Source organism: Methylobacterium symbioticum (genome assembly GCF_902141845.1).
GTDB classification, from domain to species: domain Bacteria; phylum Pseudomonadota; class Alphaproteobacteria; order Rhizobiales; family Beijerinckiaceae; genus Methylobacterium; species Methylobacterium symbioticum.
In genome coordinates this window covers 1-16,780 of sequence record NZ_CABFPH010000002.1, presented here as the reverse complement: position 1 = coordinate 16,780, position 16,780 = coordinate 1, and the positions used below count along the sequence as shown (strand labels likewise).

The 16,780-nt window shown below is 68.3% G+C and carries 18 protein-coding genes, 1 other RNA gene and 1 pseudogene; 10 read left to right on the top strand and 10 right to left on the bottom strand.

The window, feature by feature from the left end:
- Positions 1–134: 134 nt before the first annotated feature.
- Positions 135–392: pseudogene (locus MET9862_RS00940) on the top strand (histidine kinase); the annotation flags it as partial.
- 140 nt (positions 393–532) lie between these two features.
- Here the strand turns inward: MET9862_RS00940 and MET9862_RS00935 are convergent.
- A complete protein-coding gene (locus tag MET9862_RS00935) occupies positions 533–1,306 on the bottom strand; it encodes a hypothetical protein (protein WP_142581238.1) in 774 nt (257 codons plus the stop codon).
- Positions 1,307–1,748: 442 nt separating this feature from the next.
- Between MET9862_RS00935 and MET9862_RS29105 the strand changes: the two genes are divergently transcribed.
- The 4 genes from MET9862_RS29105 to MET9862_RS00920 all read left to right on the top strand — a co-directional run bounded on the left by MET9862_RS29105 (position 1,749) and on the right by MET9862_RS00920 (position 2,879).
- Positions 1,749–1,901, top strand: coding sequence for a hypothetical protein (locus tag MET9862_RS29105; protein ID WP_185156711.1), 153 nt, complete (start codon positions 1,749–1,751; stop codon positions 1,899–1,901).
- 56 nt (positions 1,902–1,957) lie between these two features.
- Complete coding sequence (locus MET9862_RS00930; protein WP_142581237.1) at positions 1,958–2,167, top strand: cold-shock protein; 210 nt, start codon at positions 1,958–1,960, stop codon at positions 2,165–2,167.
- Positions 2,168–2,273: 106 nt separating this feature from the next.
- Positions 2,274–2,642: a DUF6481 family protein gene (locus MET9862_RS00925; protein WP_142581236.1), complete on the top strand. Its 369-nt coding sequence runs from the start codon at positions 2,274–2,276 to the stop codon at positions 2,640–2,642.
- 42 nt (positions 2,643–2,684) lie between these two features.
- Complete coding sequence (locus MET9862_RS00920) at positions 2,685–2,879, top strand: hypothetical protein (protein WP_142581235.1); 195 nt, start codon at positions 2,685–2,687, stop codon at positions 2,877–2,879.
- Positions 2,880–3,668: 789 nt separating this feature from the next.
- Here MET9862_RS00920 and MET9862_RS00915 read toward each other — a convergent pair.
- The 8 genes from MET9862_RS00915 to MET9862_RS00880 form a co-directional block, all read right to left on the bottom strand.
- Positions 3,669–4,190, bottom strand: coding sequence for a cytochrome P460 family protein (locus MET9862_RS00915; RefSeq protein WP_185156708.1), 522 nt, complete (start codon positions 4,188–4,190; stop codon positions 3,669–3,671).
- On the bottom strand, positions 4,174–5,226 hold the full coding sequence (locus MET9862_RS00910; RefSeq protein ID WP_142581233.1) for an alpha/beta fold hydrolase: 1,053 nt from the start codon (positions 5,224–5,226) through the stop codon (positions 4,174–4,176). Before MET9862_RS00910 ends, MET9862_RS00915 begins: the two co-directional genes overlap by 17 nt.
- Positions 5,227–5,427: 201 nt before the next feature.
- Positions 5,428–5,994, bottom strand: a complete 567-nt coding sequence (locus MET9862_RS00905; RefSeq protein WP_142581232.1) for a TetR/AcrR family transcriptional regulator — start codon at positions 5,992–5,994, stop codon at positions 5,428–5,430.
- 269 nt (positions 5,995–6,263) lie between these two features.
- Positions 6,264–7,391 carry a hypothetical protein gene (locus MET9862_RS00900; RefSeq protein ID WP_244612511.1) on the bottom strand — a complete coding sequence of 376 codons (1,128 nt, stop codon included), beginning with the start codon at positions 7,389–7,391 and terminating at the stop codon, positions 6,264–6,266.
- 86 nt (positions 7,392–7,477) lie between these two features.
- Positions 7,478–8,059, bottom strand: coding sequence for an Isoquinoline 1-oxidoreductase subunit (locus MET9862_RS00895; RefSeq protein WP_142581231.1), 582 nt, complete (start codon positions 8,057–8,059; stop codon positions 7,478–7,480).
- Positions 8,060–8,099: 40 nt separating this feature from the next.
- Positions 8,100–8,615 carry a (2Fe-2S)-binding protein gene (locus MET9862_RS00890; protein WP_142581230.1) on the bottom strand — a complete coding sequence of 172 codons (516 nt, stop codon included), beginning with the start codon at positions 8,613–8,615 and terminating at the stop codon, positions 8,100–8,102.
- A complete protein-coding gene (locus MET9862_RS00885) occupies positions 8,612–11,389 on the bottom strand; it encodes a xanthine dehydrogenase family protein molybdopterin-binding subunit (protein WP_142581229.1) in 2,778 nt (925 codons plus the stop codon). The genes MET9862_RS00890 and MET9862_RS00885 overlap by 4 nt, the downstream gene beginning before the upstream one ends.
- A gap of 458 nt (positions 11,390–11,847) precedes the next feature.
- Positions 11,848–12,777: a helix-turn-helix domain-containing protein gene (locus MET9862_RS00880; protein ID WP_244612510.1), complete on the bottom strand. Its 930-nt coding sequence runs from the start codon at positions 12,775–12,777 to the stop codon at positions 11,848–11,850.
- A gap of 365 nt (positions 12,778–13,142) precedes the next feature.
- On the opposite strand from MET9862_RS00880, the gene MET9862_RS00875 reads away from it, so the two are divergent.
- Complete coding sequence (locus MET9862_RS00875) at positions 13,143–13,412, top strand: hypothetical protein (RefSeq protein ID WP_142581227.1); 270 nt, start codon at positions 13,143–13,145, stop codon at positions 13,410–13,412.
- A 105-nt stretch (positions 13,413–13,517) separates the two neighbouring features.
- Complete coding sequence (gene gloA / locus MET9862_RS00870) at positions 13,518–13,958, top strand: lactoylglutathione lyase (protein WP_142581226.1); 441 nt, start codon at positions 13,518–13,520, stop codon at positions 13,956–13,958.
- A 20-nt stretch (positions 13,959–13,978) separates the two neighbouring features.
- Here gloA and MET9862_RS29100 read toward each other — a convergent pair whose 3' ends face one another.
- Entirely contained in the window at positions 13,979–14,137 is a 159-nt protein-coding gene (locus MET9862_RS29100) for a hypothetical protein (RefSeq protein ID WP_185156707.1), read from the bottom strand.
- A gap of 177 nt (positions 14,138–14,314) precedes the next feature.
- On the opposite strand from MET9862_RS29100, the gene rnpB reads away from it, so the two are divergent.
- The 3 genes from rnpB (at position 14,315) to ftsL (ending at position 16,614) form a co-directional block, all read left to right on the top strand.
- Positions 14,315–14,712, top strand: an RNA gene (rnpB, locus tag MET9862_RS00865) — RNase P RNA component class A.
- 466 nt (positions 14,713–15,178) lie between these two features.
- Positions 15,179–16,207: a 16S rRNA (cytosine(1402)-N(4))-methyltransferase RsmH gene (gene rsmH / locus MET9862_RS00860; protein WP_142581225.1), complete on the top strand. Its 1,029-nt coding sequence runs from the start codon at positions 15,179–15,181 to the stop codon at positions 16,205–16,207.
- Positions 16,204–16,614, top strand: a complete 411-nt coding sequence (gene ftsL, locus MET9862_RS00855) for a cell division protein FtsL (protein ID WP_142581224.1) — start codon at positions 16,204–16,206, stop codon at positions 16,612–16,614. Before rsmH ends, ftsL begins: the two co-directional genes overlap by 4 nt.
- Positions 16,615–16,780: the final 166 nt, after the last annotated feature.

The following is a 16,780-nucleotide window of genomic DNA, read 5'->3' as shown; positions in this document are numbered from 1 at the left end:
AGGCTCCTACCGCTTCTCTTGCCGCACGCGCCCGCAATGCCGACCATGCCCCGTGACTTCGCCTGCGGTCGGCGACGTCCGTCCTGGCATGACGGCCACGACGCCCGTCGGTTCCGGACGGACCGGACACCAAAGGCGTGATCGACCTGCGCTGGCACGTGGTGCACGGAGACGATGCCGCCCGCCTCTGCCTGACCTCGTCCGAGCCGGGCGGCCCACCCGTGCTCGTGCAGCCCACCCGCGAAGGCTTCGGCTCGCGCCTGGTCGAGCGCAGATTCGCCACCGAGGTCGGCGGCGCGGTGAAGCTCACCTCTGCGCCGACCGGCCTCATCTGCCGCCGGGAGGCACCGCTCGCCGCCATGCAGGATCGACCCGACGAGAAGGCCGCCTGAGCGACGCCGACATCCCGAAAGGATCCATCTGATCTCCTATGAGACGCCGGCGCCGTCCGAGCACGCGCTCAGCCGCGGTGGAGGCCGGCGGATCGGCGGAAGAGGGCGCGTCGAGGCACCGGCTCTCGCGGTCGCCCCAATCACCGATTGGGATCGCGCCGAATCTGGTCGATGTTCTCGTTCGTCAGATGGGAGGCGACATTGTCGATCCGCCCGGATCGATCGCCACCGGACGGATAGGAATAGGTGTAGCGCGGCCGGTCCGTCGCGTTCCTGTCCTGCTGCGCGCGAAGCCTCCGGACATAGGCCTCGCCGCTCTGGTCGGTGAAGCGCCGGCCATCGGGTCCGCACCCCTCGCAGACCGAGACCAGCCAGGATTGCCACAGGCCGTTCGTCTTCTCCTCCATCGAGGCCGCCCGCTCGCGATGCGCCGAGGCGAGGTCGAACGTGTTCAGGTCCTTCTGCGCGGCAGGCTTCGGCAGGGCCTGGAGCCGGTCGAGGGCCTCGGAATGCGCCGTCACGGCCGGAGCAGGAGGCTTCGTCATGCCCTGCGGCGCAGGGTCATTGGCCGCATCCTCCTGCGCCAGCACACCCGCTGGGAGAGCACTGAATAAGACAATGGACAACAGGCGTCGCATGGCAGCCTCTTCTCCTGAAACCCCCGACAACAATTCATTCAATGACGGCACGTTCCCAATACTGATTTTTTGCCAGATTTTGCCGGACACTAGGCCGAAAGGCCGAGGTCTTTCGTCGTACCTGCAGGAGGCCGCTGGGCTGCCAATCCGGTCGCTGACAGCCTCTGCAAGCTCGGCGATGCCCGACAGCAAAACATTGCGGGGCAGCCCCTCGACCTCCGGGCGGCAGGGCGCCGCATCACGGGTAGAGACCGCCTGAACACCGGTCGCCGCCATTGCGTATCGGCAGCGCCGTGGCTCGGCCGGACCACTCCCGCTTCCTCACCCGCTTCTTCGACGTGAGGGGGCGTTCAGGGGCATCTTCGACGCAGATATCGCCACCTGCTCAATCGCATGCGCCGTTCCTCACAGCCCTAGAGGACTGAAAAATATCGCGAATTGAAACGCAAAATTTGGCCCACTCTCCGAGAATGTCAGCATTTTTCGATCGGGCAATGGCCTAGCGCTTGAAAATCTCGGGCTTTGGGGCTACATCACGTGCATCGGATGAGATCAATTCGGCCCGCTCTCTTGCTCCTGATCGAGCGCCGAGTCCGGTTCCCCGCTTCAATCGACGTTTGATCGCTGCACCTCTTGCGGCGCTTCCCTGTGCGAAAACCGCGCAGGGTCTCATTGTACACGCCACGCCTGATCTACTTCAGCGTGGTCATGGATGAACATGCATCAGATACCGGAACAAACGCCCACAGCAGGACAACTGCGCCCGCAAAACAACAAAGCTGCACCGGTCGCGAAGGCGTCCTGGAAGCCGCAACCCGGCGGCCTGACTCGCGAAGAGCTGCGCAAGATCGTTCTCGACGCACTCGGCTGAGCGTGGCGTGCCCCGCCGACACCATTGTCAACGTCAACGACCCAAAGAGGATACCGATGAGCACTGGCACCGTGAAGTGGTTCAACGAGACCAAGGGATACGGCTTCATCCAGCCCGACGACGGCGGCAAGGACGTCTTCGTCCACATCTCCGCGGTTGAGCGGGCCAACATGCGCACTCTCGTCGAGGGCCAGAAGATCTCCTACGAGATCGAGAAGGATCGCAAGTCCGGCAAGGAATCGGCTGGTCAGCTGCAAGCGGCCTGAGCCTCTCCTTTCCAGGCCCAACAATTTCGAAGTCGCTCCCGCACGGGGTCGGCTTCGTCGACGCCCAGCCATGACCGCTCAGATGCGGTGCGGATAAGGACGATACGTGGGACAATTCAAAGCGAACCAGCTCGTTGATCGCCTGGAGGCGGCCGCGAAGGCGCGACAGGCGACCATAGCCCGACTGCGGGCACGCCCTGCGGCGGATGACCCGGCTGTCCTCGCTCGACAGGCTGCGCGACGCGCCATCGTCCAGGCGCGCGAGATCCGGGCCAGCGAGCGTGAGGCGGCTCGTCTCGTTGCCGAGGCCCAGCGGGAGGCCGAGGCACGCGCCGCCCGGGAGCGCGAAGCGGCCGAAGCCGCACGCCAGGCGGCCGAGAAAGCGGAACGGCAAATCGCCCTTGCTGCCGAGCAGAAGGCCATTCGCGATGCGCGGTTCGCCGCTCGCAAAGCGAAGGTGAAGGCGCGCCGATAAGCAAAGTGCCGAGCGAGCCGGCCCAGCCCTGGAGATCAGCAAATGGCACACAAGTTCAAGGTCGGACAACGCGTACGGCTGATCAACGCCGTCTATGCCGATTCCAAGAGTGCGCTGGGCGATCTCTTCGAAGTGGTCCGGCTGATGCCTGAGGACCGCTCAGGCGAGCCGTCCTACCGGGTCAGATCGACCGCCGGCGAGCGTGCGATGCGGGAAAGCGATCTCACGCTCGCTTGATGGAGGGGCCGATCTGCGGCCGCACATACGCGACGGCGGCCGCTGCCCAACCGGATCCTCGATCATGACCGCGCCGATCGACCGGATGGTGGTTCTCGGGCTTTCTGGCCTCTGACCGGTCCATGGCCTCCGTGATCCGTATGAGATCGATGCGGCGCCTGCGGATCAATCTGTCGGCGTCGCCCTCGTAAGCGGGTGCACGCATACCCAAGTCAGTCTCATCCCTCCGCGCATTCCCGTGCCTTGGGCAACGATGCGGAGGCCAATCATGGCGCGCATACCAAATACCGGCCGCGCTGCGTCGGTTTCGCCCGAAGATTTCAATGAGCGCGTCAAGCGCCTGCTCGCTGATAAGCCTGCCCCGCTAAACGCCAAGGAGCCTCGCAAGGCCGCTCCGCGTGGCGTGAAGCCCGACCCGAAGCGTTAAGCCTGCCGTGGTTGTATGGTTTTAGGCTACCGATCTTCGATCCGGGGAAGGATATTGCGTGCGCTTGACACTCTCTCTGGTCTTGATCGGTGCCGTGACTTTGTACGGCGCCTCGTTCATCACGACCACACGATCCGCAGAAGCGGTCCATTCCGAGCCAGCGGTGGCTCAGGGCGGCAAACTCGGCGACCCGACGAACGACCGGGGTCGAGATCGTGCACCCTCATCCCATCGATGAGACCGTAGAGCAGCCTGCCAGTCGCTCTCTGGTGAGCACTACGGTCCGGACGCCGGTTCGGACCGCAGGGATGAAGGCATGCGGTGACAAGCCGCCGGGCAATCCAAGCCCGGCGGGTGGTGGGTCAGCGGGCATAGCGCGTGAAGACGTAATCCCGATCCTTCACACGGGCCTCGTGGCAGGCGAAGCAGGTCCGGTGTTGCGCTTCATCGACCGGCTTGCCATCGACGAAGCGTCCGAAGCCCCACCCGCCCGTCTCCGGGTAGCGTCGGGCATCCTTCACCATCACCTGCACGGTGGTCGCCCGGCCCGGCACGGTCGCCGGCTCGAAGTCGGCCGAGGGCTGGTGCCGCCAAGCGAGCTTCACCAGGATCGTGCCGTCGGGGAAGGGCAGCGTGGCCCTGGTGTAGGCGTACACCGCGACGTCATTGCCGAGAACGGCGCGCAGCTCGTTGAGCGGCTCTCCCTCCAGCGCGGGCGCGATGAGCTGCCAGGCCCGGTAGCCGTCCGGGACGGTGACGCCGAAGATCGGCGCGGCAGGCTTGCCGGCTTCCTGAGCCGTCGCGGCGAGCGCGAGACCCGAGACGAGGAATGCGGCTGAGACGGGCCGATACCGGCGCGGGCGGAGATCAGGCGCCATCGACATCGATCACCGCCTGAGCGAAAGCCTGCGGCGCCTCCTGCGGAAGATTGTGTCCAATGCCGCCGGTGATCAGGCGATGCTCGTAGCGGCCCGTGAACTTCCTGGCATAAGCCGAGGGCTCGGGATGGGGAGCCCCGTTCGCATCGCCCTCCATCGTGACTGTCGGCACGCCGATCGTCGGGAACCCGGCCAGCGTGCGCTCGATCGCGTCGAAGCGGGCCTCGCCCTGCGCCAGCCCCAGCCTCCAGCGGTAATTGTGGATGGAGATGGCCACATGATCGGGGTTCTCGAAGGCCGGGGCCGAACGGGCGAAGGTGTCGTCGCCGAACTGCCATTTCGGCGACGCGAGTTCCCAGATCAGCCGGACGAAGTCGCTCGTGTAGCGGGCGTAGCCCTCGCGCCCCCGCTCGGTCGCGAAGTAGAACTGGTACCACCATTGCAACTCGGCCTTGGGCGGCAGCGGCAGCGCATTCGCCTGCTGACTGCCGATCAGGTAGCCGCTGACCGAGACGAGCCCCGTGCAGCGCTCCGGCCAGAGCGCGGCCAGGATGCAGGCGGTGCGCGCACCCCAATCGTAGCCCGCGACGAGTGCCCGCTCGATCTTCAGGGCGTTCAGGAATTCCAGCGCATCGACGGCGAGGGCCGCCTGCTGGCCGTTGCGCGGCGTGGCGTCCGAGAGGAAGCGGGTGGCGCCGTATCCGCGCAGGAAGGGGATCAGGACCCGGTAGCCCGCCGAGGCCAGACGCGGCGCCACGTCGATGTAGCTGTGGATGTCGTAGGGCCAGCCGTGAAGCAGCAGAACCGGCCGCCCATTCGGCGGACCGGCCTCGACATAGGCGACGTTCAGATCCCCGGCCGCGACCTGCTTCAAGGGCCCGAAGGAGACCAGTGAGCCGGCCTCGGCAATCGGAAGCGTGCCGGATTGTGCCTTCGCCGCCTGTCCAGCGGCGCCCCCTGCCTGCACGGCAGGCGCTGACAGCACGAGTGCTCCGGCAGTCTTCATCCAGGTTCTGCGAGTCCAGTTTCCCTGCTCAGGCATGTCTCAGTCCTCCATGTTGCCGATGTCGCGATGAAAGGGGCTCGCCACGACCGATCCGCGTCTCGGGGCGGTCGCGGGTGCGGTCATCTCGGGGCGGCGAAGACCAGCGCGGACTTTGCTCCCGCCTTCCTCCTTCCAGTCATCATTGCCGATCTTTAATGGAATGGACGTTCAATAATCGGCCAAAAAAAAGGCCCCCGTTCAGCGCAGGGCTCGAAGGGTGGTCCGTCCGAGAGCGTCCAGCTGCGATGGGGCGGCACCCCCGCGTGCGGCGACACGCATCCCGGCAAAGGCCGCGTAGAGGAAGTCCACGATCTCGTCCGGCTTGAGATCGGCGGCGAGATCGCCATCGGACTGCGCCTCGCGAACCCGCTCGGTGATCGCCGCCCGCAGAACGCGGTCGGCCGCGACCTTGATCGTGTTCAATTCCGGCTTGGCCTGCCCGAACTCGCAGGTCGAGCCGACACCGAGACAGGCTTGGTGAGCCTCGGCCACCACCCGTTCGACCATGGCGCGGAGGCCGTCGCAGGCTCGTGACGGCCCACGCAACGCTGCGATATGCGCTTGCCCCTCCGTCTGACAGTAGCGCTGCAAGGCCGCCTGATAGAGGCGCCACTTGTCCCCGAACGTGTCGTACAGGCTCTGCCGGCCGATCTTCATCGCCTCCACGAGCATCTCGGCGGAGGTGCCTTCGAACCCGTGCTCGCGGAACACGCCGAGCGCCGCATCGAGCGCCGCATCTGTGTCGAATGCCTTCGGCCTTGCCATGGGCGACCATTAGCTCATTATGGAACGATCAGTCAATAATCAGGGCGGCCGAGGCCAGCAGCGACGATCTTCCGTCCTGGGCCAGACCGGCGCCAAGAGAGTGTGGCGTCCGCCCCGGGCCACAGCCAGATTCTCAGAGCCTGTTCGACCTGATGATGTCGGGCGGGATTGTTGAGGGCGTTGGCGGCCATGAGGCTGGCGATGCAGGCGGAATGGGGTCGCGACACAGGAGCGATCGGGACGGCCGGCAGAGGGCCTCAAACAGGCTCTCAGGGCAGATCTGCGAGCGAGGCCGGGCCCGGGCCGGTGGTGATCAGGGTCGGCCATTGATGGGAGCCGAACGGAACCTTGGGCGGCAGATGGGTGGGCAACCCCCGGGCCTCGGTCTCGGCGACGATGGAGTCGCGGGCGTCGCCCCCCATGAGTTCGTAATCCATCAGGTATCGGCTGCCGAAGAAGGTCTCGCCCACGGTGCGGTCGGCGATGATGCGAGTGAGCGAATCGAGCATGTCCTGCGGCGTGGTGGTGAAGGACACGGTCTCGATCAGCATCAGGCGCGTGTTGATGTCCTCCGGAGTGAAGAACTGGGCCAGAACGCTGTAGAGCACGTTGTTCTGGCGCGCGACGTAGATGGTGTTGCTCGCCGCATAGACCTTCGACCAGTCCGCTCCGAGGTGCTGCTTCCACTCGGCGAGCACACCCATCCAGTGCTTCACCTGCGTGTCGGCAGCCCAGCGGATGTTGAGCTTCAGGCGGTCCTTCTGCGCCGCGGCGAAGGCCTGCATCTCGGCGAAGCTCACCACCTTCGCGGCGGCGACCCGATCGATGAAGGCGATGTTCTCGGCGATCAGGGCGCGATTGTTGGCGCGCCAGGCCTCGGGCATGCTGGTCTTGTCGAGGCTGTCGAGGGCCGCCTGCAGACGCACCCGGTAGGCGCGCACCTGCGGCTGCCAGGAGGCATCGTCGGTCTTGCCGATATGCGGGCCGACCACGACGCCGAGGGCCATCACGCTATGCGCGACCGACTTGAGCAGTTGGTAGACGTCGGGCACCGTCGGCGCCTCCAAGGGCGCCTGGCCCGGCCGGTAGAGCAGGAAGCGGCCGCCCGCGCCGGAGAACAGGCCGAGGATCACCGGGTGCTGCGCGAGGAAGCTCGCCTGCACCAGCCGGCCGGCATCGGCGTAGAGGTCGAACATGCCGGTGTTGAGAGCCAGCACGTCCTGCCGCGCGGCCTGTGCCGGCGTCGGCACCCGGGCGCCGACGATGACGTCCATATAGGCCGGGATCTCCGGCTGCGCCTGGGCCGCGCCGATGGCGAGCGCGAGGGCGCCAGACAGCGTCGCAGCGGACCAGCGGCGGCGCAGTGGGGCGAGGCGGCTCAAGTCTGTCCTCTTCATCGAAGGCTCCAGGTCGCGACAGGCAGGTCTCATCCGCGGGCCCGGCGGCATTGCCGCGCCCGCTCCCAGGGTTCTCGGACGGCGTGTCAGGGGCAGGCGGCGCCACTGGCGATCCAGGCTTCGACGAGCGCCTCGGTCTGCTTCTGAGTGCCGGGCGCCGGGCTGCGCCCGCGGCCCGGCGCCCAGGCCCAGACGACGAGGCTGTCGTCGCCGATATGCGCGACGAGATCCTGCAGCGAGCGGCCGCCGTTGCGGGCCGGGTCCGTGATTTGCGCGCAGATCGCCGCGACGCTCCGGCCCTCCCAGGCCATCTCCGCCGGGGCGAGGTGCCAGACCGGATGGCCGGGCAGGCCGACCGGGTCGAAGTTGGCCGGCCCGTGACAGCGGGCGCAGCGCAAGGCCGGGAGGCCGTGGCCGTCCGCGCCCCGGAAGACCGGCGGCTGATGCGGCCGGGCCTCGTCGCCCTGCCGCGGCCGGTCCCCGGCCGGGTGACAGTTGGTGCAGCGCGGATGGGTCAGCACCCGGCCGAGCTCGGTGAAGGTCGCCGCCGAGCGCGCCCGGGAATCGGCGATCCCGGCGAAGCTTTCGGGGCTGGCCAGGGCGGAGGACGGCCCGTCGCGGCCGCCCCGGCTCGCCAGGGTGCCGGCGAGAAGGCCGGCGAGGCCCAACGCTGCGGCGCGAGGAGACCGATGCGCATCGGCACGTCCCTCAGGCGAGGTAGCGGGCGGGGTCGGCGAGGATCACCGCGCGCACCGCCTCGTGATACTTCACGTAGCCCGAGCAGCGGCAGAGATGCCCGTCCAGCGCCTCGGCCACCACCCGCTCCAGGTCGGCGCGGGCGATTGGCGCCTTCTCCAGGCGCTCCAGCAGCACCTGGCCTTCGTTGAGGAAGCCCGGGGTGCAGTAGCCGCACTGGAACGCGAAATGCTCGATGAAGCGCGCCTGCAGGGGCGTCAGGCGGCCGTCCCGGGCATGGCCCTCGACGGTGCGGATCGCCTTCCCGTCGAACGACACGGCCGGCGCGATGCAGGTCGGCATCGTCGCGCTGGTGCCGTCGGCCTCGTCGATGATGACCGCACAGCTCAGGCACTGCGCCGCCCCGCAGCCGAATTTGGTGCCGGTCATGCCCAGCACCTCACGCAGGAAGTCGTTCATGGTCAGGTCGTCGCGGATCGCGACCGGGCCTTGCGGGCGCCCGTTGATCGTGAGCGAGATCGTCGTCACCCCAGAACTCCCTTGATCATCGCCTGGGTCACCGGCAGCGACTGGAAGCGGTGGCCGGTCGCCGCATGGATGGCGTTGAGCAGCGCCGGCACCACCGGAATCATCACCACCTCCGCCATGCCCTTGGGCGGCTCGCGCGGCGAGAGCGGCGGCAGGACCTCGATCTCGAGGTCGTGCAGGGGCAGGTCGGAGCCGCGCGCCACCAGGTAGCGGCCGAGATTCCACTGGCCGTTGCCGGGCCCGTCCTCGAAGGGCGGCAGGGTCTCCAGCAGGGCGTAGCCGACCCCCATGGCGAACCCGCCCTGCGCCTGGCCGAGCACGACCTGGGGCACCAGCACCGCGCCGCATTCGAGCACGCTGTAGGCCTTGGCGATGGTGAGCGCGCCGCTGGCGCGATCGATCTCCACCCTCACCACCGTGCCGCACATGGATGTGAAGGCCGTGCCGATGCGGTTGTACTCCGTCGGCGGGAAGGCGACCGCCCGGCGGTCGATCCGTATGAAGCCGCCCGCGCCGCGCCGGACCGCCAGGGCGTCGATGTCGGCGGTCCAGTCCTCGCCGGGAAGCCCGAAGGTCGCCTCCGCCCAGGCCCAGCGGGAGAAGGCGTGCGTCATCGCCCCGGTCACGCCACCCTGCTGGTGGGCCTCGGCGGCGATGGCCTTGAGCGGCAGCGGCGGAAGGCCGGAGAGGATCAGCCTGTCGCCTTGCCAGTAGGCGTCCCGCCACTGGCGCGCACGCGGATCGCCGGAATCGATCGCCCAGAGCGCCAGGGCCGCCGGCCACAGGCCGAACCGGAAGACGACGCGGGCGGCCTCTGCGGCCGCGTGCGTGCCCACCTGCGCGCCAATGGAGGCGCTGGTCGGCGAGGAGATCGCCGGCACCCAGCGCGGGTCGCGCGCCGCCGCGTCCTGCTCGGCCTGGCTGATCGCATAGGGATCGCCCGAGCTGCGCAGGCCCAGGGCGTCGAAGGCGTCGACCTGTGCCACGGTCACCGCGTCGGCGCGGCGGCCGAGATGGGCGGCGACGCGGTTGGCCAGTGCCGTGCCGATGCCGTTGCCCATCTCCACGGCGTCGCTGTGGATCGCGATGCGCCCCTCGGGGTCGATGCTGACCGCGCCGAGGGAGCAATCCGCCCCGGTCCCGTAATCCTTGGCCGCGCAGGCGACGCCGGTGCCGACGAGCACGCCCGGCCGCGCCTGCCTCTGGTGAAGCGCGCGGTCCCGCCAGATCGAATGGGCCTCGAGCTTGTCGAGGATCTCCGGGGCGCGGACCGAGACCGAGAAGGGGTTGCCGGTCATGGTGCGGCCGCCGGGCGGCAGGGCGTTGCGCCGGCGCAGCTCGATCGGGTCGAGGGGCAAGGCGACCGCGACCTCGTCGATCAGCGTCTCCAGCGCCGTCATGGTCTGAAGCGTGCCGTAGCCGCGCATGGACCCGGCGGTGACGCCGCGGCTGTGCTCAGCCACCGTGGTCACGTCGACCTTCGGCACGTCGTATAGGCCGATCGCGCCAGTGGCCCCGACCGTCGCGACGCTGGCCGAGTAATTGGCGAGGCCGCCGCCGTCGAGCACGTGGTCGGCCGCGAAGGCGCGGATCAATCCGCTCGCCCGGTCGACCCCGATCTGCGAGCGCATGGCGAAGGCGTGGCGCTTCACGCCGCCCTGGAACTGCTGGAACCGGTCATGGGCGAGGCGCACCGGCCGGCTAGGCAGGAAGAGCGCCGCCAGCGCCACGTAGAGGGGGAAGGGCGTGTGGTCGCGCCCGCCGAAGCCGCCGCCCACATAGGCGAACTTGGCGTCGATCCGCGCAGGCCGGCGGTCCGCCTGCGCGCTGCCGAGCAGCGTCGCCACCGATTCCGCCGCCTCGAAAGGCGATTGCACGCCGAGCACGATGTCGAGCACCTTGGACGACGGCTCGTACCAAGCGAGCCCGGCTTCGGGCTCCAGGAACATCGGGTCGACCGACTGGGTGGTGAAGGCGCGCTCCAGCGTCAGCACGGCCGGATCGGCCGCCTTCAGCTCCGCGCGGATCGCCTCGCCGTGCCGGGCGCCCTCCGCGTAGGCGCCGCCTTCGGCCACCGGCAGCGGCGCCCAGATCGGCCGACCGGAGCTCTCGGTGAAGCCCGGGCTGATCCAGCCCTCCCGGATCGGCGCGTAGAGGTCGGGCGCCTCGGGCGTCGCGCCGGCGACGCGGGTGAAGCGATAGGCGGCGTAGTTCGGCCGCTTCAGCGGTCCGGTCTCCCGGCCGAATCGCAGCATGCCCCCCTCGCGGAAGGCGAGCCGCGCCCGATCGTAGGCGTCGAACTGCGCGAACAGCAGGAGCGCGACCGGCTGGCCGAGATAGAGCGGCGTCTCGCCGACCGGGCAGAGCAGGTCGCCGGCGTAGAAGGCCGGCACCGTCACGCCGAGGCGCGCGAGATCGGCCGCCGTCACCACCACGTCCGGCACGGCGGCCGGGTCGAGGCGGGCCAGGTCGAGCCCCTCGTAGACATGGCTCGCGTCATGGGCGCGCACGAGCAGGGCGTGGCTCGTCCGGGTCGGCCAGCCCGGCATGTCCGAGGCCCGGAAATCGGAGGCGTAGAGCTTCGCGCCCGTCACCTTCGCGACGCCGTCGATCCGCCCGGAAATCGGGCCGCCGAGACCCGTCTGAGGCAGCGTCTCATGACCGAGGAAGGGCTGCGGCCCGGAGGCTGCCTGGGCGGGGCCGAGACGAGACAGCGTGACCGCGATGCCGCCGGCCATACCGAGCTTGACGAAATCGCGCCGTGACGCTCGCATTCTGCAGGCTCTCCAACACACGGAAACGGGGCGGTCGGTTTAAATCTCAAATGTTTTCTAAAAAGATCTCATGTCTCAAAAATATGAGCTCATTGTGCTGTTTTATACGGAAATATTACTGAAAATCGCCGGCCCTGGCTCACATCGTCCAACCTGCACGAGAGCACGATATCAATCACGCCCCGGAATGGCTTGTAACCACACTTGGCATGCAGAAATCAACAGCTTATAGCGTCGCGAGAACGACATAAATGTATAGTGTCTGCTTATTTGCCAAATCGAAATATAGCGAAGATTTATTGTTTATATTTCTTCTGAGAAGATTGATTTAGAATCGTTCCATTGCCGTGTTCGGCATTTCGTAGTTCGGCCTCGCACGGCCTCGGAGACGGATCGACAATGAATTTGTCCGTGCTCCACGGCCGCGGCCCCCGATACCCGACCTGCAAAGTGGTCGATCAGGCGCGGCTCGCTCGCACGTCGCGCGGCGAGAGGTGGAAGCGGCGGCGGAACGCGCGGTTGAATGTCGGAATGTCGGTGAACCCGCAGCCATAGGCGATCGTCGCGACCTTCAGCTTGTCATCGCGCGGCGATGTCAGGCGCCGATATGCAAGGTCGAGACGCACGTCACGGATTGCCGCCGCGACGCCACCGGTCTCGGCGAAGGCCCGGTAGAGCTGTGCCCGCGAGATGCCCAGCGCGACATGGATCGCGCGCGGATCGAGATTCGGATCGTGCATCCGGCGCACGATGTGCGCGCGGGCGAGCGAGACCGCCATCGCCTGCGAGACCTCCGTTCCGGATGGCTCGTCCGTGTCGCGGACGAGACAACCGAGCAGGTGCAGTGCGCCGTCGATCGCGACCTGGGCCTCGCTCTCCGTCATCCAGGCGACCGATGCGGCAAGCTTGCGCATGAAGGCCCTGAACTCCGCGCTCGTCGACGGCTCACCGACGCAGCCGCCCGCGAAGGCTTCGACGCGGCCGATCCGGGTCTCGATGGTCTCCCGCGGCACGGCGAGGCGGATCTCCTCGTAGGCGCTGCGTGTGCCGGCTACGAACGGAAGACCGCGGGAGAGGATGCTCACGTCGCCGCCTCCGAGTTGCGTGCCGCGCTCGCCTTGCTGCTGGTATCCGATCCCGTCGATGCCGACGCCGATCACCACCATGTCCCGCGCGTTGCGATCGATGTGCCGGGTTCTGAAATTCAGCCCGACCGGACTGCTCACCGTGTGAGTCAGGATCCAGTCCGGCTGTGCGACCGTCAGGCGCTTGGCTGAGAACGGAGCGCGCGGGTGCTGGGGATCGACATCGCCGAACCGGGCGAGCGCCGTGCTGCGCCAGAACTCGAAGGCGCAGGTCGGCTCGACATGGCTCGTCGTCTCGATCACGCTAGGCACAACTGCTAGTTTTGACACAAACAGATTTCCCCGCGGCACTCGATCTTACATCCTATCATTTCCGCGCCTCTATCCGGTGCGATGTGCGGTGTTGGCAGGACACGGAAGCGGCCGCGTCACGCGGCCTATCCTGATCGCACGGTCGTCACCATGAGAATGGCCGAACGGCCCACGCCTCGCCTAGCGGGGCATCGCGACCGAGAGTCGCAAGGTTTCGGGTGATCTCATCCCGCATCGAGGGCGATCGAACCAGAGAAGAATCCATCCAATACAAAAAGGCTCGATGGCATGAATTTTATATCTGCCGACCAGATCCGATCCAGCTGCAAAAGAATTATCCTCCCGGCTTGACTCCCGTGCTTGCGCTGCCACGCTACGGTGCGATCCTATCGATCTACGCGACGGTACTGCTGCCCACGCGGCTGCGAGCATCGGTCCTGACCTCGGCCTGGGCGGCCGGCCGGATCGCCTCCGCAGCGGCACCGTGCCTTCTCCTGCGCGCCCTGGCGTCCTACGGTCCCCACGGCATGTTCGCGGTGCTCACGGCCGTCCTCGTGGCCAGCGGCGTGCTCCTCGTCGGCGGGCCGCAAGGTCTGTCCGGCAAACCCGTGGCTCGGACACTCTGACGGTCTGTCCGAGCAGGATCGACCGATCGGCATGCGGCGTTGAAGCTTGTCCGGCCCCTTGCGCGGGGATCGGAATTCTTTCTTCCAGAAAAGGATGCCTCGACTATGGAATTCCTGCACACCATGGTTCGCGTGGCCGACCTCGATCGGGCGCTGGCCTTCTACGTCGACACGTTCGGCCTGAAGGAGGTGCGACGCGTCGAGAACGAGAAGGGCCGCTTCACCCTGGTCTTCCTCGCAGCCCCGGGAGACGCCGCCCGCGCCGAGACGACGAAGTCGCCGCTGGTCGAACTCACCTACAACTGGGACCCTGAGACCTATACGGGCGGGCGCAATTTCGGGCATCTCGCCTATCAGGTCGATGACATCTACGCCTTCTGCCAGAAGCTCAAGGATGCCGGCGTCACCATCAACCGGCCGCCGCGCGACGGCCACATGGCCTTCGTCAAGTCGCCGGACGGGATCTCCATCGAGATCCTGCAGAAGGGCGGCGCGAAGCCGCCGCAGGAGCCCTGGGCCTCGATGGAGAATACCGGCACGTGGTAGCCGGCCGATGCCGCACGGGCTCAGGTCGTCGCGGGCGTGATGCCGAGTTCGGCGAGCTTGGCCCGCACGGCCTCCACCGGCCGCTTGAGCTTCAGGCTCATCACCTCGGGGGTGATGCCCTCGCGCGCCATCGTCCGCAGGGTCTGCACGGTGTCGAGGCTCCAGGTCGTTTCCGTCATGGTTTCCTCCTCCGGAACGCGAGCCGTCGGTGTGGACCGCCGCTCGCGCCTCCGGAGGAGGTGGGCCACCGGCAATCCGGGGCAACCATCTGCCGCATATCCAGGCATGCCCATCGGCGAGGCATGTCCCGGACGCGCTTGACGGGTGCCCGGCCGGCGGCGCATCTGCAGCCCGGATCAGGCGGCCGGGCGGCCGCTCCGGGCTTCGGCCCGGGGAGGAAAGTCCGGGCTCCATGGAGAGACGGTGCCGGATAACCTCCGGCGGGGGCGACCCCAGGGACAGTGCCACAGAAAGCAGACCGCCCTGCTTGCAGGGTCAGGGTGAAAGGGTGCGGTAAGAGCGCACCGCGGACGCGGCAACGCGGACGGCACGGCAAACCCCACCGGGAGCAAAACCGAATAGGGGCGACGCGCCCCGGTTCCTCGGGACCGGGGCAGGCCCTCTCTCCAGGCCAGTCGCCCGGGTTGGTTGCTTGAGGCGGTCGGCGACGACCGTCCCAGAGGAATGGCTGCCACGTCCGGGCGCTCCGGCGCTCCGGGCCCTACAGAACCCGGCTTACAGGCCGCCTGATCCGCCAGGGCTGCGATGCAGAAGTCTTCGCGCCGCCGCCTGCAAGCATTCGCGCCCGCCGCGCGCGGCGATCGAAAATCGCGTGTCCTGCCAAGCTTCTGTGCCGATGAGACCTAGGCCCGACGGCCGGAAATCGCGTGTCCGGATAACGCTCGGTTAACCTTGCTCCGGTCTGATCGTGCGACGCCGTCCGGCAGTCTAGATGCGTTGACGATCCTCCGAGGCCCATGTTACCCGGCATCATACCGTCAACGGCGTCGATCGGATCGGCGGGCTCACCCTTCCTCAGAGCAGGGCGTGCCCGGATGCGGGCCATGGCTGCCCCCATCTCAGGTGACGCCTCAGGGAATCCGCGCGCCGCGCCGCGGCCGGATACAGGTGTTCATGAGCCGACCCATCGCAGGCGCCGTTCCGGCCATCCCGCAGCGCGTGCGCGACGGGGCGCGACCCCGCTCCGGGGAGGCGTGAGCATGCGCGCCAGCGCGGGTTCCGCACCTCAGCCCCACATTCCCGTTCTTCTGGACGAGGTGATCGAGAGCCTCGCGCTGCCGGAGACCGGGCTCGCGGTCGACGGCACGTTCGGGGCCGGCGGCTATACCCGTGCCCTGCTCGCCGCCCAGCCCGACATCCAGGTCGTGGCGATCGACCGCGATCCGACCGCCATTGCCGCGGGCGCTGCGCTCGTGGCGGAATCGGCGGGGCGCCTGCGCATCATCGAGGGCTGTTTCGGAAGCCTCGACGTGCTGCTCGCCGCGATCGGCGAGGCGGGCGCCGACCGCATCGTGCTCGATATCGGCGTCTCCTCGATGCAGCTCGACCGGCCCGAGCGCGGCTTCTCCTTCCGCAACGACGGCCCCCTCGACATGCGCATGGCCGCCACCGGCCCGAGCGCGGCCGATCTCGTCAACGAGGCTGAGGAATCCCACCTCGCCGACATCGTCTACCATTACGGCGAGGAGCGCCGTTCCCGCGCCGTCGCACGCACCATCATCGAGGCGCGCCGCCGCGGGCGGATCGAGACCACCGCCCAGCTCGCCGACCTTGTCGCGGGCGTGGTGCGGTCCGAGCCCGGCATTCACCCGGCGACGCGGACCTTCCAGGCCCTGCGCATCGCCGTGAACGACGAGCTCGGCGAGCTCGTCCGCGCGCTGCACGCCGCCGAGCGGATTTTGCGCCCCGGCGGCCGTCTCGCCGTGGTCACGTTCCACTCGCTGGAAGACCGGATCGTCAAGCAGTTCTTCGCCGGGCGCAGCGGTCGCTCGGCCCAGGGCTCGCGCCACCTGCCCGGCGGCCTGCCGGGCGCGGCACCCGCGCGCAGCTTCGCGCCCGTGACCAAGGGGCCGGTCCTGCCGGGCGAGGACGAGCAGCGGCGCAATCCCCGTGCGCGCTCGGCCAAGCTCCGGGTCGCGGAGCGCACGGAGGCCCCCGCGCCGGCGCCGCTGGCGGCGGTCGAGGCGCTGGCGAGCCTGCCTGACGCACGTGGGGGAGGGCGCCGGTGATCCGCCTGCTCAACCTGCTCGCGGTCTGCGGCCTGATCGCCTCGGCGATCTACGCCTATTCGACCAAGTACGACACGCTCTATCAGGGCGGTCAGGTCTCGAAGCTGAAATCGGCCCTGCACAAGGAGCGGCAGGCCATCGCGGTGCTGCGCGCCGAGTGGCAGCTCCTGACGCGGCCGGACCGTCTCCAGGCCGCGGTGGAGAAGCATCTCGCGCTGGAGCCGATCGGCATCACGCATCTCGGACGCTTCGCGGACCTGCCGAACCGCCCCGAACGCGGCGATGAGATCGGACGTCTGCTCGCCGCCACCGCGACGCCGAAGGAGAAGGGTCCGCCCGAGCCGCGGACCACCGGCTCCCTGACCCGCACCGTCAACACCCGCACGCCCACCGCGGCCGCGAGGTAGCATCCGTGTCCGATCACCCGACTGAGCACCGCGACGACGCGCCGGCCGCCGAGGCGCAGCCCGTCTTCGAGAGCGCGGCCTCCGTGGCTGCGCCGAGCGGCGAGATCGCCGGCGAGGCCGGCCCGCGGCCCGCGATCGAGGAGGTGCCGCCGCCGCCCGCCGCGCC